Annotated in this window: 11 protein-coding genes and 1 pseudogene; 7 read left to right on the forward strand and 5 right to left on the reverse strand. The window is 63.6% G+C overall.

What is annotated here, in order from left to right:
- Positions 1 to 58: 58 nt before the first annotated feature.
- Together IFU31_RS20120 and IFU31_RS20125 are read left to right on the forward strand one after the other, a co-directional pair.
- Positions 59 to 955 carry a LysR family transcriptional regulator gene (locus IFU31_RS20120; RefSeq protein ID WP_122480246.1) on the forward strand — a complete coding sequence of 299 codons (897 nt, stop codon included), beginning with the start codon at positions 59 to 61 and terminating at the stop codon, positions 953 to 955.
- Positions 956 to 1,031: 76 nt separating this feature from the next.
- Positions 1,032 to 2,450 carry a hypothetical protein gene (locus tag IFU31_RS20125; RefSeq protein WP_192104370.1) on the forward strand — a complete coding sequence of 473 codons (1,419 nt, stop codon included), beginning with the start codon at positions 1,032 to 1,034 and terminating at the stop codon, positions 2,448 to 2,450.
- A gap of 104 nt (positions 2,451 to 2,554) precedes the next feature.
- Here IFU31_RS20125 and IFU31_RS21950 read toward each other — a convergent pair whose 3' ends face one another.
- The 3 genes and pseudogenes from IFU31_RS21950 to IFU31_RS20135 form a co-directional block, all read right to left on the reverse strand.
- Positions 2,555 to 3,418, reverse strand: coding sequence for a methyl-accepting chemotaxis protein (locus IFU31_RS21950; protein ID WP_446731006.1), 864 nt, complete (start codon positions 3,416 to 3,418; stop codon positions 2,555 to 2,557).
- Positions 3,410 to 4,471 (reverse strand): annotated as a pseudogene (locus IFU31_RS21955) (methyl-accepting chemotaxis protein); the annotation flags it as partial. The gene IFU31_RS21950 and the pseudogene IFU31_RS21955, both read right to left, overlap by 9 nt.
- Positions 4,472 to 4,663: 192 nt before the next feature.
- The gene (locus tag IFU31_RS20135; protein ID WP_192056342.1) at positions 4,664 to 6,250 is read right to left on the reverse strand and encodes an aldehyde dehydrogenase (NADP(+)); all 1,587 of its coding nucleotides are present in this window, start codon (positions 6,248 to 6,250) and stop codon (positions 4,664 to 4,666) included.
- 391 nt (positions 6,251 to 6,641) lie between these two features.
- Here IFU31_RS20135 and IFU31_RS20140 point away from each other — a divergent pair, with 391 nt between their 5' ends.
- Positions 6,642 to 7,640 carry a response regulator gene (locus IFU31_RS20140; RefSeq protein WP_122480242.1) on the forward strand — a complete coding sequence of 333 codons (999 nt, stop codon included), beginning with the start codon at positions 6,642 to 6,644 and terminating at the stop codon, positions 7,638 to 7,640.
- Positions 7,641 to 7,643: 3 nt separating this feature from the next.
- Positions 7,644 to 8,603, forward strand: coding sequence for a sensor domain-containing diguanylate cyclase (locus tag IFU31_RS20145; RefSeq protein ID WP_192104372.1), 960 nt, complete (start codon positions 7,644 to 7,646; stop codon positions 8,601 to 8,603).
- Positions 8,604 to 8,612: 9 nt separating this feature from the next.
- Here IFU31_RS20145 and IFU31_RS20150 read toward each other — a convergent pair whose 3' ends face one another.
- Positions 8,613 to 9,956, reverse strand: a complete 1,344-nt coding sequence (locus IFU31_RS20150) for an MFS transporter (RefSeq protein WP_213016780.1) — start codon at positions 9,954 to 9,956, stop codon at positions 8,613 to 8,615.
- 465 nt (positions 9,957 to 10,421) lie between these two features.
- On the opposite strand from IFU31_RS20150, the gene IFU31_RS20155 reads away from it, so the two are divergent.
- On the forward strand, positions 10,422 to 11,723 hold the full coding sequence (locus IFU31_RS20155; protein WP_192104375.1) for an NAD(P)/FAD-dependent oxidoreductase: 1,302 nt from the start codon (positions 10,422 to 10,424) through the stop codon (positions 11,721 to 11,723).
- Positions 11,724 to 11,734: 11 nt separating this feature from the next.
- Here the strand turns inward: IFU31_RS20155 and IFU31_RS20160 are convergent, their stop codons facing one another.
- Complete coding sequence (locus IFU31_RS20160; protein WP_192056350.1) at positions 11,735 to 12,538, reverse strand: IclR family transcriptional regulator; 804 nt, start codon at positions 12,536 to 12,538, stop codon at positions 11,735 to 11,737.
- Positions 12,539 to 12,676: 138 nt separating this feature from the next.
- Between IFU31_RS20160 and IFU31_RS20165 the strand changes: the two genes are divergently transcribed.
- Both IFU31_RS20165 and IFU31_RS20170 read left to right on the forward strand, forming a co-directional pair.
- On the forward strand, positions 12,677 to 14,011 hold the full coding sequence (locus IFU31_RS20165; protein WP_192104377.1) for an NAD(P)/FAD-dependent oxidoreductase: 1,335 nt from the start codon (positions 12,677 to 12,679) through the stop codon (positions 14,009 to 14,011).
- A 121-nt stretch (positions 14,012 to 14,132) separates the two neighbouring features.
- Positions 14,133 to 15,809 carry a peptide ABC transporter substrate-binding protein gene (locus tag IFU31_RS20170; RefSeq protein ID WP_192104379.1) on the forward strand — a complete coding sequence of 559 codons (1,677 nt, stop codon included), beginning with the start codon at positions 14,133 to 14,135 and terminating at the stop codon, positions 15,807 to 15,809.
- The last annotated feature ends 45 nt before the right edge of the window (positions 15,810 to 15,854 follow it).

The raw sequence follows: 15,854 nt of genomic DNA on the forward strand, positions 1-15,854 counted from the left end.
CCAGGGGCGAGGATTGGTGTATGTTTCGCAGGTCCTGGTAGATCCGATGAGGCCTGGGTTGAAATCTCGATCCGATGAGCTGCAAGTCTTCGTCGCCGTCATTCAGAGCGGCTCCATTTCTGCCGCCGCCGAGCAGTTCGGTCAGACCCCTTCGGCGGTCAGCCGTACCTTGTCCAAGCTCGAGGCCAAGCTGGACACCACCTTGATCAACCGCACCACGCGGCGCATGGACCTGACCGAAGAGGGGCGGTTTTTCTTCGAGCAGGCCAAGGAGATCCTGGCGCGCATGGATGAGTTGGAAGAGCGCTTGTCGCTGCGTCACCAGACGCCGGCCGGGCGCTTGCGCATCAATGCCGCGTCACCGTTCATGCTGCACGCGATCGTGCCGTACGTGGCGGAGTTTCGTCAGCGCTACCCGGACATTCTGCTGGAGCTCAACAGCAATGATCTGATCATTGATCTGATCGAGCACAGCACCGATGTCGCCATCCGTATCGGGGTATTGGCCGACTCTACCCTGCACGCCCGGTCGCTGGGTTGCAGCCCGCTGAACATCCTCGCCAGCCCCGCCTACCTCGAGCGCCACGGCGTGCCGGAAACGGTCGAGGCCTTGAGTCAGCACGTGCTGCTGGGCTTCACCCAGACCGAAACGCTCAACCACTGGCCGTTGCGCCATGCCGAGGGCGATCGACTGCAGATCCAGCCACGCATGGCGGCGTCCAGTGGCGAAACGTTACGGCAGCTGGCGCTGGAAGGGCAGGGGATCGTCTGTCTCTCGCACTTCATGACCCACGAAGACATTCGCCAGGGGCGCTTGCAGGTGGTGCTGGCCGATGCCAACAGCGGTTACCGCCAGCCGATCAATGCGGTGTACTACCGCAACTCACAGCTGGCGTTGCGGATTCAGTGCTTTCTGGACTTCATTCAGGACAAGTTGGCGGCCTACGCCTGCTGAAGCGGCGGCGGGTGGATTGCGCCGCTTTCGATACGCCGCTTACCATGACGCCTGATCGCCATTCCCGGGACTCATCATGAAGCGCATCGCATTGCTCGCCGCCCTCGTCACTCTGGCCAGTTGTTCCAGCAAGGGGCCTGACGACGGCAGCCTTGGCAACGAACAGGCGCAGGACATGTTCAAGGAGGCGATGTCGCAGCCGCCCGTGCCGCAGAGTGTGCTGCGCAACGGTGATCGCCTGAGCTTCATGTTGCTGCAGCCCAAGACCGACACGTCGCCGTTCGGCTTTTTGCTGCAAGTCGAGGCGGCGTGTTCCAGCCCCAGCGCCAGCCTCATCTATCTGGACGGGGTGAAACGCATCTATTTCGCCAGCCCCGATGGCAAGTATGCGCCGGCCCGTCCGATCCCGGCTGCGCAGGTAGCGGCGTTGAATGCCAATCCCGCTTTCCAGCGCGCCTGCGCCGCCACTCCCCAGCCCGATTGGCGGGTGCTGTTGGGCAAGGGCGATGAGCAATGGGTGCTGATCGACCGTAACAGTTTGGCTACCGTCGAGGGGCAGTTGCAGTTCTGGGCGGCCTACGACTCGCCGACCATCGGCCACGATCAGCCACACAACGCGCCCTATGCACAGAAACGCGAGCGCTATGCCCTGGACTGCACCAAGCAGACGTTCAGCCTGCTGGCCGGGTATGACCTGGATGAGCACAACACGGTGACCGATGGTGGGGTGTTCTTCGAGCCCAAGACTTACAACGTGAAGGACAGCGATCCGGATTATCGACGGGTGTTCGACGCTGCCTGCGGCAAGCCCGAAGGCCTGGCCGGATTGCCGGCGTTCAAGCCGCGGAGCAAGGCTCCGTTGGTGCTGGCCACCCCGCGTGTGCAGGCGCCGGCGCTGTCGGCGGTCAAGCAGTTGAACCTGCCGAAACCGGCAAAGGTGCTGAAACGGGTAGTGGAAACCGGTACGGCCCATCTCAAAGGGCAGAGCGCACCGTTCACCGAGGAAAAATCGTTCAGCCAGGACAAGGCGTCGGGTCTGCTCTCGGTGCGCACCAAAGGCAGCAATTTCGAGGGGCAGGCGGTGAGCTTTCGCGGCTTGGTAGCGTTGGCCCAGCAAACCGTCTACAGCGGCGAAGCGCCGATGGTGGACAACGTCGGTTTGAATGCCATTGCGTTCAGCGGGGACTGGAAGAACATGCCGGTGGGTGCGCAGCTGGGCTATGTGACCGATGGCAAGATGAGCAACAGCGTGGTCGGCGAGTACGGCAAGCCGCGTCAGGCGTTCGACTGCCGTGTCGAGCAGCAGTTGCCCGCGACCCAGGTCAATGGCCGCTTGAGCGGTCAGGCGAAGAAGCTGCGCTGTTCGCACTTGGAAGACAACCTCAAGCGGGTGGAGACGCTGTATTACCTGGAGGATTACGGGTACTTTTTCCGCGCGGGTGTGGACCCGAACGCGTTCTTTCATGAAGAGCGGGTGTTGAAGGAAGTGGAGTGAGCGGGTTGGGTCGTGTTGCGGCCGGACGCGGCTTGCGCCGCTGCTACAGGGGATCGGTTTCCGTAGCAGCGGCGTGAGCCGCGTCAGTATTTGGGTGTGCGTGCTCAGACGCGGAAATGGCTGACCATCATCTGCAACTGGTTGCCCAGGCGTGCCAACTCGACGCTTGAGGCGGCCGTTTCTTCACTGGCGGCGGCCGTCTGCTCCGATACATCGCGCACGTTGATGATGCTGCGGCTGATTTCCTCGGCAACCGAGCTTTGCTGTTCGGCCGCAGCTGCAATCTGCTGGTTCATCGCCTGGATGCTGGACACCGTGCGGGTAATGTTCGCAAGCGAAGTGCCGGCGCGGCGTGTCAGCTCGACACTGCTGTCAGTCAGGCCACGGCTGCTCAACATCACGCTGGCCACCTGTTGCGTGCCCATCTGCAGACCGGCCACCAGGCCTTCGATTTCCTCGGTGGATTTCTGCGTGCGCTGGGCCAGCCCGCGAACCTCATCGGCCACCACGGCAAAGCCGCGTCCGGCCTCGCCTGCGCGGGCCGCCTCGATGGCTGCGTTGAGGGCCAGCAGGTTGGTCTGCTCGGCGACTGCCTTGATTACGTCCATGACGCTGCCGATCTTGTCGCTTTCCTTCTGCAGGGCGTTCATCGCTTCGGTGGAGCGACGGACTTCGTCGGCCAGTTTCTCGATCTGCGCGATGGCTTCGCCCACCACCTTGTCGCCTTCACGCGCTTCATCGTCAGCGGTGGTGGCGGCCACCGAGGCCTGTTCGGCGTTGCGCGCCACTTCCTGAACGGTCGCGGTCATCTCGTGCATGGCGGTGGCGACCTGATCGGTCTCGACCTTTTGGTTGTTGACCCCGGCACTGGTCTGTTCGGTGACGGCGGATAATTCTTCGGCAGCGCTGGCGATCTGGGTGACGCTGTCGCGGATGCCGCCGATCAGCTCGCGCAGGGTTGCGCCCATGCGCTGGATGCCTTGTTGCAGCACGCCCAGCTCGTCCTTGCGGGTGACTTGCAGGTTTTGACTCAGATCGCCGCCGGCAATGCGTTCGACGACTTCGAGTGTCTGCTGCAGCGGGCGGGTGATCTGGCGGGTAATGATCCACGCGGCAAGGATCCCGAAGATCAGGGCCAGCAGCGCGGCGCCGATTTGATAGCTGCGCGCTTCGGCGCTTTCGGCATCGCGTCGCTGGATCTGGATCTTGTACAGCTCGTCGCTCAGGCGAACGATTTCGGCGCCTTCCACGGTCATCTCGGCACGCGCCGTAGCGATGTTGGCGATTGCCGCCTTGAAGCCGGCGACTGCAGTGCGGTAGTTGCCCAGCGCGGCGTTGAGTTGCTGGAAGCGAGACTGCTCGGTGGGCAGGCGGGCGGACAGCTGCTGCAGTTCGGCCACGGCGCGGTCCATCTGGGCGAAGGCGGCCTGTTCGGATTTTTCATTGACGTTGCTGGTATAGGCGAGCACGTCGTAGCGCGTCTGCTGGATCAGTTCACGGACGCGGGTGATGGCCTGGAATTCGTCGAAGCGCAGGTCGCCGTCGGGCACTGCAAGCACTGCCTGATTGATCTGGTTGACCAGCTCGGTGGCAGCCGTCGCCGTGGCGGTCATGTTCTGCCGCGCGACATTGCTGGCCTTGTAGCCGTCGCGCATCTGGTTCAACGACTTCTGATACGCGTCGATCTGCTCGGACTGGGCCTTGAGGCGCTGCAGGTTCTCGGGGCTCTTGAAGCCGTCGATCAAGTTCTTCTGCTGGGTCTCGAAAGCGTCCAGTTGGGTCTGTACGGTTTGCGCAGATGCATCATCGCCGTTGGCGAGCATGTACTGCAGGCGCACGATGCGCAGCTTGGTCAGGCTGTTGTTCAGTTCGGAAATGTCGCTCATCCAGTTGCTGCGCTGGATCAGGCTGCTCAAGCTGGTCCAGCCGGTCAGCGCCAGCAGCGCGGTCAATACCAGCACCAGGCCAAAGCCCAGCGCAAGTTTTCGGGTAACGCTGATATTGCCGAACCAGCCGTTCATAAATGTGCTCCTGACAGTAAAGGATCAGACCGGACGACCGTCGTTGTGGTTATGGGTGGTCGCCATGAAAAGGTCTTCTTGATCCCCCCATATCGGCACCTCGTCGCAGAGCTGAAACAAAAAGTCGGATCACCGAGGCAAAAAAAAACGGCGCGATCGAGATCGCGCCGTCTGGTTGTTGCGGCCGTTGCATCAAGCGATCGGCTGCGAACTCCACTCACCGTTCACCAGGCGTTGCAGGCCCAGCGGGTTGGCATTGCGCAGCGCTTCGGGCAGCAGCGCGTCCGGGTAGTTCTGGTAGCAGACCGGACGCAGGAAGCGGTCGATCGCCAGGGTGCCGACAGAGGTACCGCGCGCATCCGAGGTGGCTGGGTAAGGGCCGCCGTGGACCATGGCGTCGGACACTTCCACACCGGTCGGGTAGCCGTTGACCAGAATGCGGCCGACTTTCTGTTCCAGCACCGGCACCAGCCATTGGTACTTGACCAGGTCGGTGGCCGGTTCGCCGATCAGGGTGGCGGTCAGCTGTCCGCGCAGCGATTGCAGCGCGGTTTTGAGCTCGGCATCGTCGGCGACTTCGATCACCACGGTGGCCGGGCCGAAGACTTCTTCCTGTAGCAGTTCGTCGCCATTGAGCAGCAGGCTCACATCAGCCTTGAACAGTTGCGCCTGAGCCTGTTGGCCTTCCTGCGGGTTACCGGCCAGGTGCGTGATGCCTTCATGGGCCAGCAGGTGTTCGACACCTTTGCTGTAGCTGCGCAGACCACCGGCATTGAGCATGGTTTGCGGCGCCTGGGCAGCCATCTGCGTTTGCAGCTGCTCGAGGAAAGCGCTGAAGGCCGGCGAGCGAACGCCGATCACCAAGCCCGGGTTGGTGCAGAACTGACCACCGCCCATCACCACGGACGCCGCCAGTTCCTTGGCCACGGTTTCGCCGCGGGTGGCCAAGGCGTCCGGCAGCAGGACGACCGGGTTGATACTGGACATTTCAGCGAACACCGGGATCGGCTGGGCACGCTCGGCGGCCATTTTGCACAGCGCATTGCCGCCGTTCAGCGAGCCGGTGAAGCCGACTGCTTGAATGGCCGGATGCTTGACCAGCGGCTCGCCGACGCCGGCACCGAAGATCATGTTGAACACGCCCTTGGGCATGCCGGTCTTTTCTGCCGCGCGGATGATGGCGGTGCCGACCAGATCGGCTGTCGCCATGTGCCCGCTGTGGGCCTTGAATACAACCGGGCAACCCGAGGCCAGCGCGGCGGCGGTGTCGCCACCGGCCGTGGAGAACGCCAGAGGGAAGTTGCTGGCGCCGAACACGGCAACCGGGCCGACGCCGATGCGGTACTGGCGCAGGTCGACGCGCGGCAGCGGCTTGCGGTCGGGCAGGGCGAGGTCGATCCGGGCACCGAGGAAGTCGCCACGGCGCAGCACTTTGGCAAACAGGCGCATCTGGCCGCTGGTGCGACCGCGTTCGCCTTGGATGCGGCCGGCAGGCAGGGCGGTTTCCTGGCAGACGACTGCCACGAAATCATCACCCAGCGCATCGAGTTCGTCAGCGATGGCATCGAGGAATTCAGCGCGGCGAGCGGGGCTCAGCTGGCGATATTCCAGGAAAGCGTCGTCGGCGGCCTGGCAGGCGGCGTCGACTTCGGCATCGGTGGCTTGGTAGAAGCTATAAGGAAGCGCCTCGCCAGTGGTGGCGTCGACACTCTTGAGTTTGGGCTCGCCACTGGCGCTGCGGTTGCCGCCGATGAAGTTGTGACCGAGGATGTTAGGCATTGTTGTCTCCGTGTCCTGTGGGCGGGTTGTTAACAGACATCATACAACTTGAGCATATACCGGGCAAGTTGCCCCCCGAACCCCCTACTGTAGCCGCCTCGGCCGCAGATGTGGTGAATCAGGCAGACCGCGGTGAGCCCGGACGCGGCTTGCGCCGCTGCTACAGAGGCCTGTCGTGGTCGATTCGCAACCCTTGTAGCAGCGGCGCAAGCCGCGTCGGCGGTCGATGCGGTGAATCAGGCAGACCGCGCTAAGCCACATCGGCATTCGCGCCGAAAGAAAGCAAATAGCCAGCACGCAAGGTAGCGGCGAACAGGGCCTTGGAGGTAAGGTGAGCAATGGTGCATCAATGGCGATCATGCGCGTCGCCCCATGAAGAGAACGAGAGGCCATGCCGCCCATTCCCCTGCTGATCTGCGATGACTCGAACATGGCCCGCAAGCAGCTGCTGCGCGCCCTGCCAGCGGATTGGGACACCACCATCACCCAAGCGGTGAACGGCCGCCAGGCGCTCGAGGCTATCCGTGAGGGTAAAGGCGATGTCATGTTGCTCGACCTGACCATGCCCGACATGGACGGCTACCAGGTCTTGGCAGCACTGCGTGAGCACGGTTTGCGCTGCAAGGTCATCGTCGTCTCCGGCGACGTGCAGGATCAGGCGCTGCGCCGGGTACGCGAACTCGGTGCGCTGGCCTTCATCAAGAAGCCGGCCGAGCCCGACGAGTTGCGCCGAGTCCTGCTCCAGGCCGGCCTGCTGGAAAAGACTACCGGCGGCCCCTTGCGCGGCGGCAGCGACAGCACCATCCACATCGGCTTCATCGACGCTCTGCGCGAGGCCATCAACGTTGCCATGGGCCAGGCTGCTGCCATGCTGGCCAAGGTGCTCGGCGTGTTCATCCACTTGCCCGTACCCAACGTCAACCTGCTCGAAGCCAGCGAGTTGCACATGGTCCTGGCCGACGTGCAGAGTACACAGCCGATCACGGCAATCTGCCAAGGCTTCATCGGCGGCGGCATCGCCGGTGAAGCGATGCTGATCTTCCACGACTGCGACATCGCCGACCTGGCTCGACTGATGAACCGCAGTGCGCTGGACTACTCCGACCAGGAAATGCTTCTGGACCTCTCGTCGGTCATCATCGGCGCCTGCCTCAGCGGCCTGGCCCAGCAGTTGGACGTGATGTTCTCACAGAGCCATCCGCACCTTCTCGGCGACCACGGCGCGATCGACGACCTGATCGAAGTCGGCAGGCACCGCTGGAAAAAGACCCTGACTGTCGAAATCAGCTACGCGCTGGAAGGCCACTGCATTCATTTCGACTTGCTGTTGCTGTTCACCGAAGACTCGGTGCAGTTGCTGCGCGACAAGCTCGACTACCTGATGAACTGAGCCATGAACAGACCTATCGAACTGGACGAATTTCACTGGCTGCTGGCGATCACGCAGAGCATCGACGTTGGCGTGGTGGTGCTCGACAGCGACTACCAGGTGCAGGTCTGGAACACCTTCATGGAAAACCGCTCCGGCGTGCAACCCAGGGACGCCATCGGCCAGGCCTTCTTCAGCCTGTTCCCGGAGATCGACCGCGAGTGGTTCCGCAAGAAGGTCAGCAGCGTGGTCACCCTCGGCACGCCGGCCTTCACCATCTGGGAACAACGCCCGTACCTGGTGCGCTTCAAGAACTATCAGCCGATCACCGGGCACGAAGCGTTCATGTACCAGAACACCACCATCCTGCCGTTGCGCTCCACCAACAGCGAGATCAAGCACATCTGCGTGGTCATCTACGATGTGACCGACGTGGCCACCAACCGCCGTCAGTTGCAGGCGTCGAACCTGCAACTGCAGAAGCTTTCCAGCACCGATCGCCTGACCGGGTTGTACAACCGTGGTCACTGGGAGGAAGCACTCAAGGTCGAGTACGCACGACACGGGCGCTATGGCCACGCGACCTCGTTGATCATGTTCGACATCGACCACTTCAAACGGGTCAACGACACCTATGGCCACCAGGTGGGCGACCAGGTCATCCAGCGCGTGGCGCAGGTGCTGCGCGCGATGGTCCGTGATTCGGACATCGCCGGACGCTACGGCGGCGAAGAGTTCGCCGTGCTGCTGCCGGACACCGACAAGGCGGGCGGTGCCATATTGGCCGATCGCCTGCGGCTGGCTATCGAAGCCGAAGTGGTCGAGCACGAAAGCGGCCCGGTGCGGTTCACCATCAGCCTGGGCGTCGCCGATCTGGGCTACCCCAGCAACGAGCACCAGCAACTGATCGAATGGGCCGACCAGGCGCTGTATGCCTCCAAGCGCGCCGGCCGCAACCGGGTGACGGTCTACGAGCGGCCCTGACGGTGCCGATCAATCTTTCGAGGCATGCGCCCAGCGATAATCCAGGCGTGGCGCGCGCACCTTGATCCGGCGCTTGGCCTTGCTGAACAAGGGCTCGTGCACCGGCTCCGGATCCTTCAGGAACACCGTCAGCACCGCACTCAACGCGTACAGGCCGGTAAACGCCCATACCACCCCTTCCAGGCCGAAGCTTTCGTTGAAGATCGCCACCACCGCAGGCCCCACCCAGGTGGAAGCACCCGCGCCCAGGCTCAGCACCGACAGCGCCGCTGCCTTGTTGTGCGGCGCCAGTGCCGGAGCCAGTGCCGACAGCGGCACGAAGCACGCCAGTGTCAGGCCATAGAGCGCGCCGAACACCGAGGCCAGCAGGAAGTTATCCGGGAAGGCTTGCGGCATGAAGAAGAACAGCGGCGTGGTGATCGTGCTGCCCACCGCGCCCAGCCAGAGGATGGTATTGCGGTAGCCGATGCGCGTGCTGATGACGCTGGAACCCATGTTGCCGATGATGTTGAACACGAAGACGATGGTCAGCAGCTGCAGCCATTGCTCCAGGGTGAAACCCACCGTGTCCATGAAGAACCCCGGCAGCACCACGAGAAAGCCGAACATCGACGAGGTATTGATGATGCGCACCACACCGGCGAGCGTGACCTTGGGGTGCGACCACATGATGGTGACATTCTTGGCCATCGACACCAGCGGCTTTTCACCTTCGGGTGCCAGGCGCCGCATGCCGTGGGCCTCACGCATGCCGACCAGACCGATCACGCCGCCAACCACCACCAGCGCGAACGACAGCCAGAACGTCTGCAGCGCACCGATCAGTGGAATGCTCACGCTCGCCACCAATGAACCCAAGGTCGGCAGACCGGCTGCATAGGCCACCCAGAACCAGCCCACGGCCAGGCCCATCTTGCGCGACGGCGTTGCCGCGGCGATCCACACCAGAAATCCGTAGGCGAACAGCGGATAGCCAAAGCCGCGCAGGCCATAGGTCAGCAAGATCATCTGGTAGCTCAGGGTTTCCAGGCCGTAGATCAGGAACAGCACTTCGAACACGCTCCAGATCAACAGCCCGAGCATCATCACCCGTTTCGGGCCCCAGATATTGGACAGGGCACCGGCCAGCCATGACGAGATACCCACGGTGACGCCATACAGCGTGAACACCATGGCGATTTCACCGTCGGGCATGCCGCGGTCGCTGAGAAAAGGGGAGAGGTAGCCGAGTTCGACACCGTCGCCGATCATGAAAATCAGCAGGCCGACGAAGCCCCAGAACAGGGGATAGGGAATGCCGATCTTGTCGCACAGGCGAGAGAGGCGGGTGTTCGGAGTGGATTGATTGCTCAATGGTCCGTTCCTTGTGTGCAGCACGGCGCTTGGGCGCGCCGAATGAATGGCCTCGATGAGGTTGAAAGGCAGGCTCGGTCAGGAGCAGGAGAACGCCACGAAGGGATGGCACAAACGGCGGGGGCGGGCACATGAGGATCGCCGATGTACGGCGTGCATGGGCCCTTTGATCTGCTTTATTCGCGATTTTCGCGCCGTTTGCCTGTTTGTTATCGCATCTGAAACGATTCAGCGCAACCGCTTGGACTGGCTTTGCCTGCGACAACGTGCCCGGTGGTAATGGCCGCAGGCCACGTCTCATGGCGGCTAAGGTGTTGCAAATAATGACTGAAAAAAAATCGCAGAATCAGCCCGGGTCATGCCTTCGTCTCAGCATGTGAGAGCATGGCCGCATCCCTGCCAGAAGGGTTGCCGTTGGCCGTGTCGGAGCGTAAACCTTGGGTATCGACATTGGCAGGAAGTCCCATGTACCCGCTCATTTCCCACGTCGACAGCGACACCTCACTGCCCGACAGCGCCGATGTGGTGATCATCGGTGGCGGCATCGTCGGTGTGTGCACCGCGTTCTTCCTGGCCGAACGGGGCGTGTCGGTGGTGCTGGTGGAAAAGAGTGGCATCGCCCATGAGCAGTCGTCGCGCAACTGGGGCTGGGTGCGCACCATGGGTCGCGATGTGGCCGAGGTGCCGTTGGCTATCGCCAGTCTCAAGCTGTGGGACGGTTGGGCGGGGAAGTTGCAGCACGACACCGGCTTCACCCGCTCCGGCATTCTCTACGCCTGCGAGTCCGCCGCGGAGCTGGCGGCCAAGGTCGCCTGGCTGGATCAGGCGAAACCGCTGGGCATCGAGGCGCGGCTGCTCGACACCGCGCAGATTCAAGCCCGCCTCCAGGCCAAGGTGCCGTCCTCCTGGACCGGCGCGCTGTTCACCGAGAGCGACGGCCGCGCCGAGCCGGACATCGCCACTGCGGCCATCGCCGAGGGCGCCCGGGCACGCGGCGCGAAGCTGTTCGTGCGCTGCGCCGCGCGCAGTGTCGAAACCTCGGGCGGCAAGATCAGCTCCGTGGTTACCGAGCTGGGCGAAATCAGATGCAACAGCGTGGTGCTCGCGGCCGGTGCCTGGTCAAGCCTGTTCTGCGGCAACTTGGGTATCCGCCTGCCGCAGCTGCGGGTGCTGGGGTCGGTGATGCGCACCGCACCGTTGCCAGGCGGCCCGGAGTGCGCGGTGGCGACCGAGAAGGTCTCGTTCAGAAAGCGCGCCGATGGCGGCTATACCGTGGCTCTGCGCAACGCCAACGTCGCGGCGCTGGTACCGGACAGCTTTCGCTACCTGCCCGATTTTCTGCCCATGGTCAGGGCTCACCACCATGAATACCGCCTGCGCGTGACCCGCCAGAGCTGGCAGGAGCTCAACACGCCCCGGCGTTGGAGCAATGCCCAGGCTTCACCGTTCGAGACACAGCGTCTGTATGACCCCAAGCCGGTGGATGCCTACCTCGACCAGGCTTTGAGCATGCTTGCCGAGCAGTTTCCGATCTTCGCCCAGGCCCGGATCGAGCAGCGCTGGGCCGGCTTGATCGATGTCACGCCCGATATCGTGCCGGTGATGGACCAGGTGCAGAGCCTGCCCGGTTTCTACCTGGCCACAGGCTTCTCCGGGCACGGTTTCGGTATCGGGCCGGGCGCCGGGCATTTGATGGCGGACCTGATCACCGGCAGCGCGCCTTTGGTCGATCCCGCGCCGTTTCGTTTCGCTCGGTTCGCCCGATGACACGCTCATATTCAAGCCCCGAGCCGTTGCGCGATGCGGTCCGCTTCCTGGCGCATGGCTTGCACCAGCCGCTGCTGATAAAGCGGGGTCATGCGCACACTCGGCAGGGCGCAGCTCAGCGCGCCCACGGGGGCGGCGTCGGCGTCCAGGATCGGCACCGCCACGCCGGTGTGCAGCGGCAGTACGCGATCGGCCAGGCCACAGGCGTAACCCTGCTGGCGCACCTGCTTGAAGGTGGAGCGCAGTGCGCTGTCGCTGATGGCGTATTCGCGCAGCAGGCGCGGTGCGTTGTGTTCCAGAATCTGCGCGCGTGCCGCAGTGGGCAGGTGGCTGAGCAATGCCAGCGAGCCCTGGCCGACGCCGCTGAGCACGCGCGCGCCCACGCAATCGGCAAAGCTCTGGGTAGGGTTGGCTCCTTCGTGCAGTTCCAGGCACAAGGCGTAGTAGCCATCCTGAACGAACAGAAAGAAGCTGTCCTGGAAGGTTTCGCACAGGCGCAGCAGGGCTGGGCGGGCGAGCTCGCGCACGCCGCCGGTGTTGCCGGCCTGGGCACCCAGGCTGAGCAACTGGTAACCCAGGAAGTAAGGCCCGCGCAGCCGTGGCAGGCGCACGAAGCCGTAGGATTTCATCGCCTTGAGCAGCCGATACAGGGTCGCGCGGCTAAGCTGGGTATCGGCGCTGAGTTCTTCGATGGTCGCGCCCGGCGCGCCGCGCGCGGCAATCGCCTGAAGAATGTCGAAGGAGCGGTCCAGCGTTTGCGTGCCCTGGGTCGTGCAGCGCGGCAGACGAGCTGGGGATGAGTCGGTTTGGGGCATGTGTAGCTCTCCCTGGAAACGACAATGGCCGAACCCGCACCGAGCACAAGGCTGGGTCTGGCAGGCACGGCAAGTGCAGTGCAATATCCGGGCCCTCCCGGCCCTTCTCACCACGATCCATAGGGATGACAGCAACCGATGCCTGGACCTCGCGTAGTACCTGTACAGGGCGATGAACACCTGCCGGACCGAGTCGATGTGGTGGTGATCGGCGGCGGCATCGTCGGTGCATCCACCGCCTTGGAGCTGGCCGAACGCGGCTTGAAAGTGGCCTTGTGCGAAAAAGGCGGCATTGGCCACGAACAGTCGAGCCGCAACTGGGGCTGGGTGCGCATCTCGCGCCGCGATCCGCGCGAGCTGCCGTTGATGGCCCATGCGCTGAACATCTGGAACGACCTGGCCGCGCGCATCGGCAAGGACGTCGGCTACACCCGCGCCGGCATTCTCTTCACCTGCGCGGATGATCAAAGCTACGCCGAACACGAGCGCTGGAAGGCCAACCTGGACGAGTACCCGGTGCGTGCGCGAATGGTCTCGGGCACCGACCTGGCCGGCTTGCTGCCCGGTGTCGCGCGGCTAGCGATCAAGGGCGCGCTGTACACCCCCGACGACGGTCGCGCCGAGCCTCAGCAGGCGGCCCCGGCGATTGCCGAAGCGGCACGGGCCCGGGGCGCAGTGATCCTCACCGAATGCGCGGTGCGCGGCATCGAGCGCGCGGCGGGCCGGGTCAGTGGCGTCATCACCGAGCGTGGCCCGATCGCCTGCACGTCCGTGGTGCTGGCCGGCGGCGCCTGGTCGAGCCTGTTCTGCTCGCCATTGAAGGTGCACCTGCCCCAGCTCAAGGTACTCAATTCAGTGATCCGAACCACGCCGCTGCAGGGTGGTCCGGAAGCAGCCATCTGGGCGATGGATTTTGCCGTGCGCAAGCGTCAGGACGGTGGCTACACGGTTGCCTCTGGCCACGAGAACATTGCTGACATCGTGCCCGACTCCTTTCGCTACGCACGGCAGTTCTGGCCTGCTCTGCAGCAGGAACACAAGTCCCTGTCGTTTCGCCTGGGCCAGCGTTTCTTCCAGGAAGCGGTGCTGCCCAAGCGCTGGGCGCTGGACGAAGCCAGCCCCTTCGAATACCGCCGCGTGCTCGACCCGGTGCCGTCGATCCGCCAGTCCAACCGCGCCCTGGCCAGCCTGACCCGCGCCTTTCCGGTGTTCGCCAACGTACGGGTCGCGCAGCGCTGGGGCGGCATGATCGATGTCACGCCCGATGCCGTGCCGGTGATCTCGGCCGTAGAGGGCGTACCTGGCTTTTTCATCGCCACCGGATTCTCCGGTCATGGCTTCGGCATCGGCCCGGCGGCCGGGCGGCTGATGGCCAATTTGGTCACCGGCGAAACCCCGATCGTCGACCCGCAAGCGTTTCGTCTCTCGCGCTTCACCGACGGCTCCAACCCACGGCCCATTTCCGGATTCTAGAGCCACCCGTTCACCCGGCAATACCCTTCAGAAGCTCGTCCGAACGAGCCCGGGTCCAGCGTCCCTGACGCTTTCCAGCGCCTGCCACCTGCCCTTTCTTCCTCACAGTGGGAGCTTCAGCATGTCGCAACGCGATGACTCGGATAAAAGCAACGCTCTGTTGAACCCAACCCGCCGCCAGGCGCTGGCCATGGCCATCATCGGTGCTGCGGGGACGCTGCTGCCGTTGGGCCGCAGCAGCCAATCGTTCGCGGCCATGGCAGCGCCGCCGTCCGGGCAGGTGATCATCGGCCTGTCCCAGGAGCCCACGGTGTTCAACCCGCACATGCCGCACATCGAGGTGGATGACGGCATCCACTGGAACGTGTTCGACCCGCTGTTCGGCATTGCGCCCACGGGCGAATTCATCCCGGCCCTGGCCACTGAAGTGCCAACCGTGGCCAATGGCGGTATCTCTGCCGACGGCCTGCAATGGAAGGTGAAGCTGCGCAGCGACGCGAAGTGGCACGACGGTCGGCCTTTCAGCGCCGAAGACGTGAAGTACACCCTGGAACTGATCGTCTCGCCGAATTTCCGCAGTGGCCGCCGCGCGGGGCATGACCTGCTGCGCGACATCACCGTGGTTTCACCCACCGAAATCCACTGGCGCATGGAGAAGTCCTACGCGCCCTACGCGTCGATTCTGTCGTCCACGTTCATGCTGCCCAAGCACATCCTCTCGGCTGCCGCCGACGTCAACACCGCACCGTTCAACAATGCACCGATCGGTACCGGCCCGTTCAAGTGGGGCACGCGGGTGGCGGGCGACCATATCCAGCTCAAGGCCAACCCGGACTATTACGGCACCAAACCGCAGCTTGAAAGCGTGATCTTCAAGTACATCCCCGACCTCACCGTGCTCTACACCCAGTTCAAGACCGGCGACATCGACGTCACCGCGATGCAGGGCATCACCCCCGACCATTACGAGGAAGCCAAGGACCTGGCCGGACGCACCGTGGTGATCCTGCCGGTGGCCACCATCGAATCGGTAACGCTGAACATGGAGCGCCCGCAGTTCAAGGACCCCGTCGTGCGCCAGGCGCTGTACATGGCCATCGACAAGAAGACCATCATCGACGAGCTGTATTTCGGCCTGGTGCTGCCCACCGAAACCTACATGCCGCAGCAGTCGGCCTACTACAACCCCAACCTGCCCAAGCAAAGCTTCAACATCGAAGCGGCCAGCAAACTGCTCGATGACGCGGGCTGGAAACCGGGTGCAGGCGGCATTCGCGAGAAGGGCGGGGTGCGCCTGTCGTTCACCAACTCCACCACCGCTGGCAACCAGATCCGTGAACAGGCGCAGCAGTTCATCCAGCAGACCTGGCTGGCCATCGGCGTGGAAATGAAAATCTCCAACCTGCCGCCCGCCGTGATGTGGGGCGAGTACTGGGTGCAGTCCAAATTCGACTCGGTGATCGTCGGCAACAACTTCCTCACCGGGGCCGACCCCGACACCCGCGACTACTTCGGTTCGCAGTCGACCAATGCCAAGGGTGGCGCCGGGCAGAACAACTCGCAGTACGTCAACGCCAAGGTCGACGAACTGCTCGCCCAGGGTGCCTCCATGCAGGACGTCGCCCAGCGCAAGGCGGTGTACGTGCAGGTGCAGGACCTCATCCGCCAGGACCTGCCCATTCTGCCGCTGTTCCAGTACACCTACGTGCGCGGCTACAAATCGGGCCTCAAGGGCTTCACCGGCAACATCAACCTGCGCATTGAACCCTGGAACGTCAACACCTGGTCCTGGACCTGAATGCACGCCCACGCCTGGCCGCACGGCCGGGCGTCGTTCGTACCG

The organism is Pseudomonas sp. CFBP 13602 (assembly GCF_014842725.1).
GTDB classification, from domain to species: domain Bacteria; phylum Pseudomonadota; class Gammaproteobacteria; order Pseudomonadales; family Pseudomonadaceae; genus Aquipseudomonas; species Aquipseudomonas baltica.

Excerpts from the sequence above, each read along its gene's own strand:
- IFU31_RS20125 (WP_192104370.1), top strand. The coding sequence starts at position 1,032 with ATGAAGCGCATCGCATTGCTCGCCGCCCTCGTCACTCTGGCCAGTTGT.
- IFU31_RS21950 (WP_446731006.1), bottom strand. The coding sequence starts at position 3,418 with ATGGGCGCAACCCTGCGCGAGCTGATCGGCGGCATCCGCGACAGCGTC.
- IFU31_RS20135 (WP_192056342.1), bottom strand. The coding sequence starts at position 6,250 with ATGCCTAACATCCTCGGTCACAACTTCATCGGCGGCAACCGCAGCGCC.
- IFU31_RS20140 (WP_122480242.1), top strand. The coding sequence starts at position 6,642 with ATGCCGCCCATTCCCCTGCTGATCTGCGATGACTCGAACATGGCCCGC.
- IFU31_RS20145 (WP_192104372.1), top strand. The coding sequence starts at position 7,644 with ATGAACAGACCTATCGAACTGGACGAATTTCACTGGCTGCTGGCGATC.
- IFU31_RS20155 (WP_192104375.1), top strand. The coding sequence starts at position 10,422 with ATGTACCCGCTCATTTCCCACGTCGACAGCGACACCTCACTGCCCGAC.
- IFU31_RS20160 (WP_192056350.1), bottom strand. The coding sequence starts at position 12,538 with ATGCCCCAAACCGACTCATCCCCAGCTCGTCTGCCGCGCTGCACGACC.
- IFU31_RS20165 (WP_192104377.1), top strand. The coding sequence starts at position 12,677 with ATGCCTGGACCTCGCGTAGTACCTGTACAGGGCGATGAACACCTGCCG.
- IFU31_RS20170 (WP_192104379.1), top strand. The coding sequence starts at position 14,133 with ATGTCGCAACGCGATGACTCGGATAAAAGCAACGCTCTGTTGAACCCA.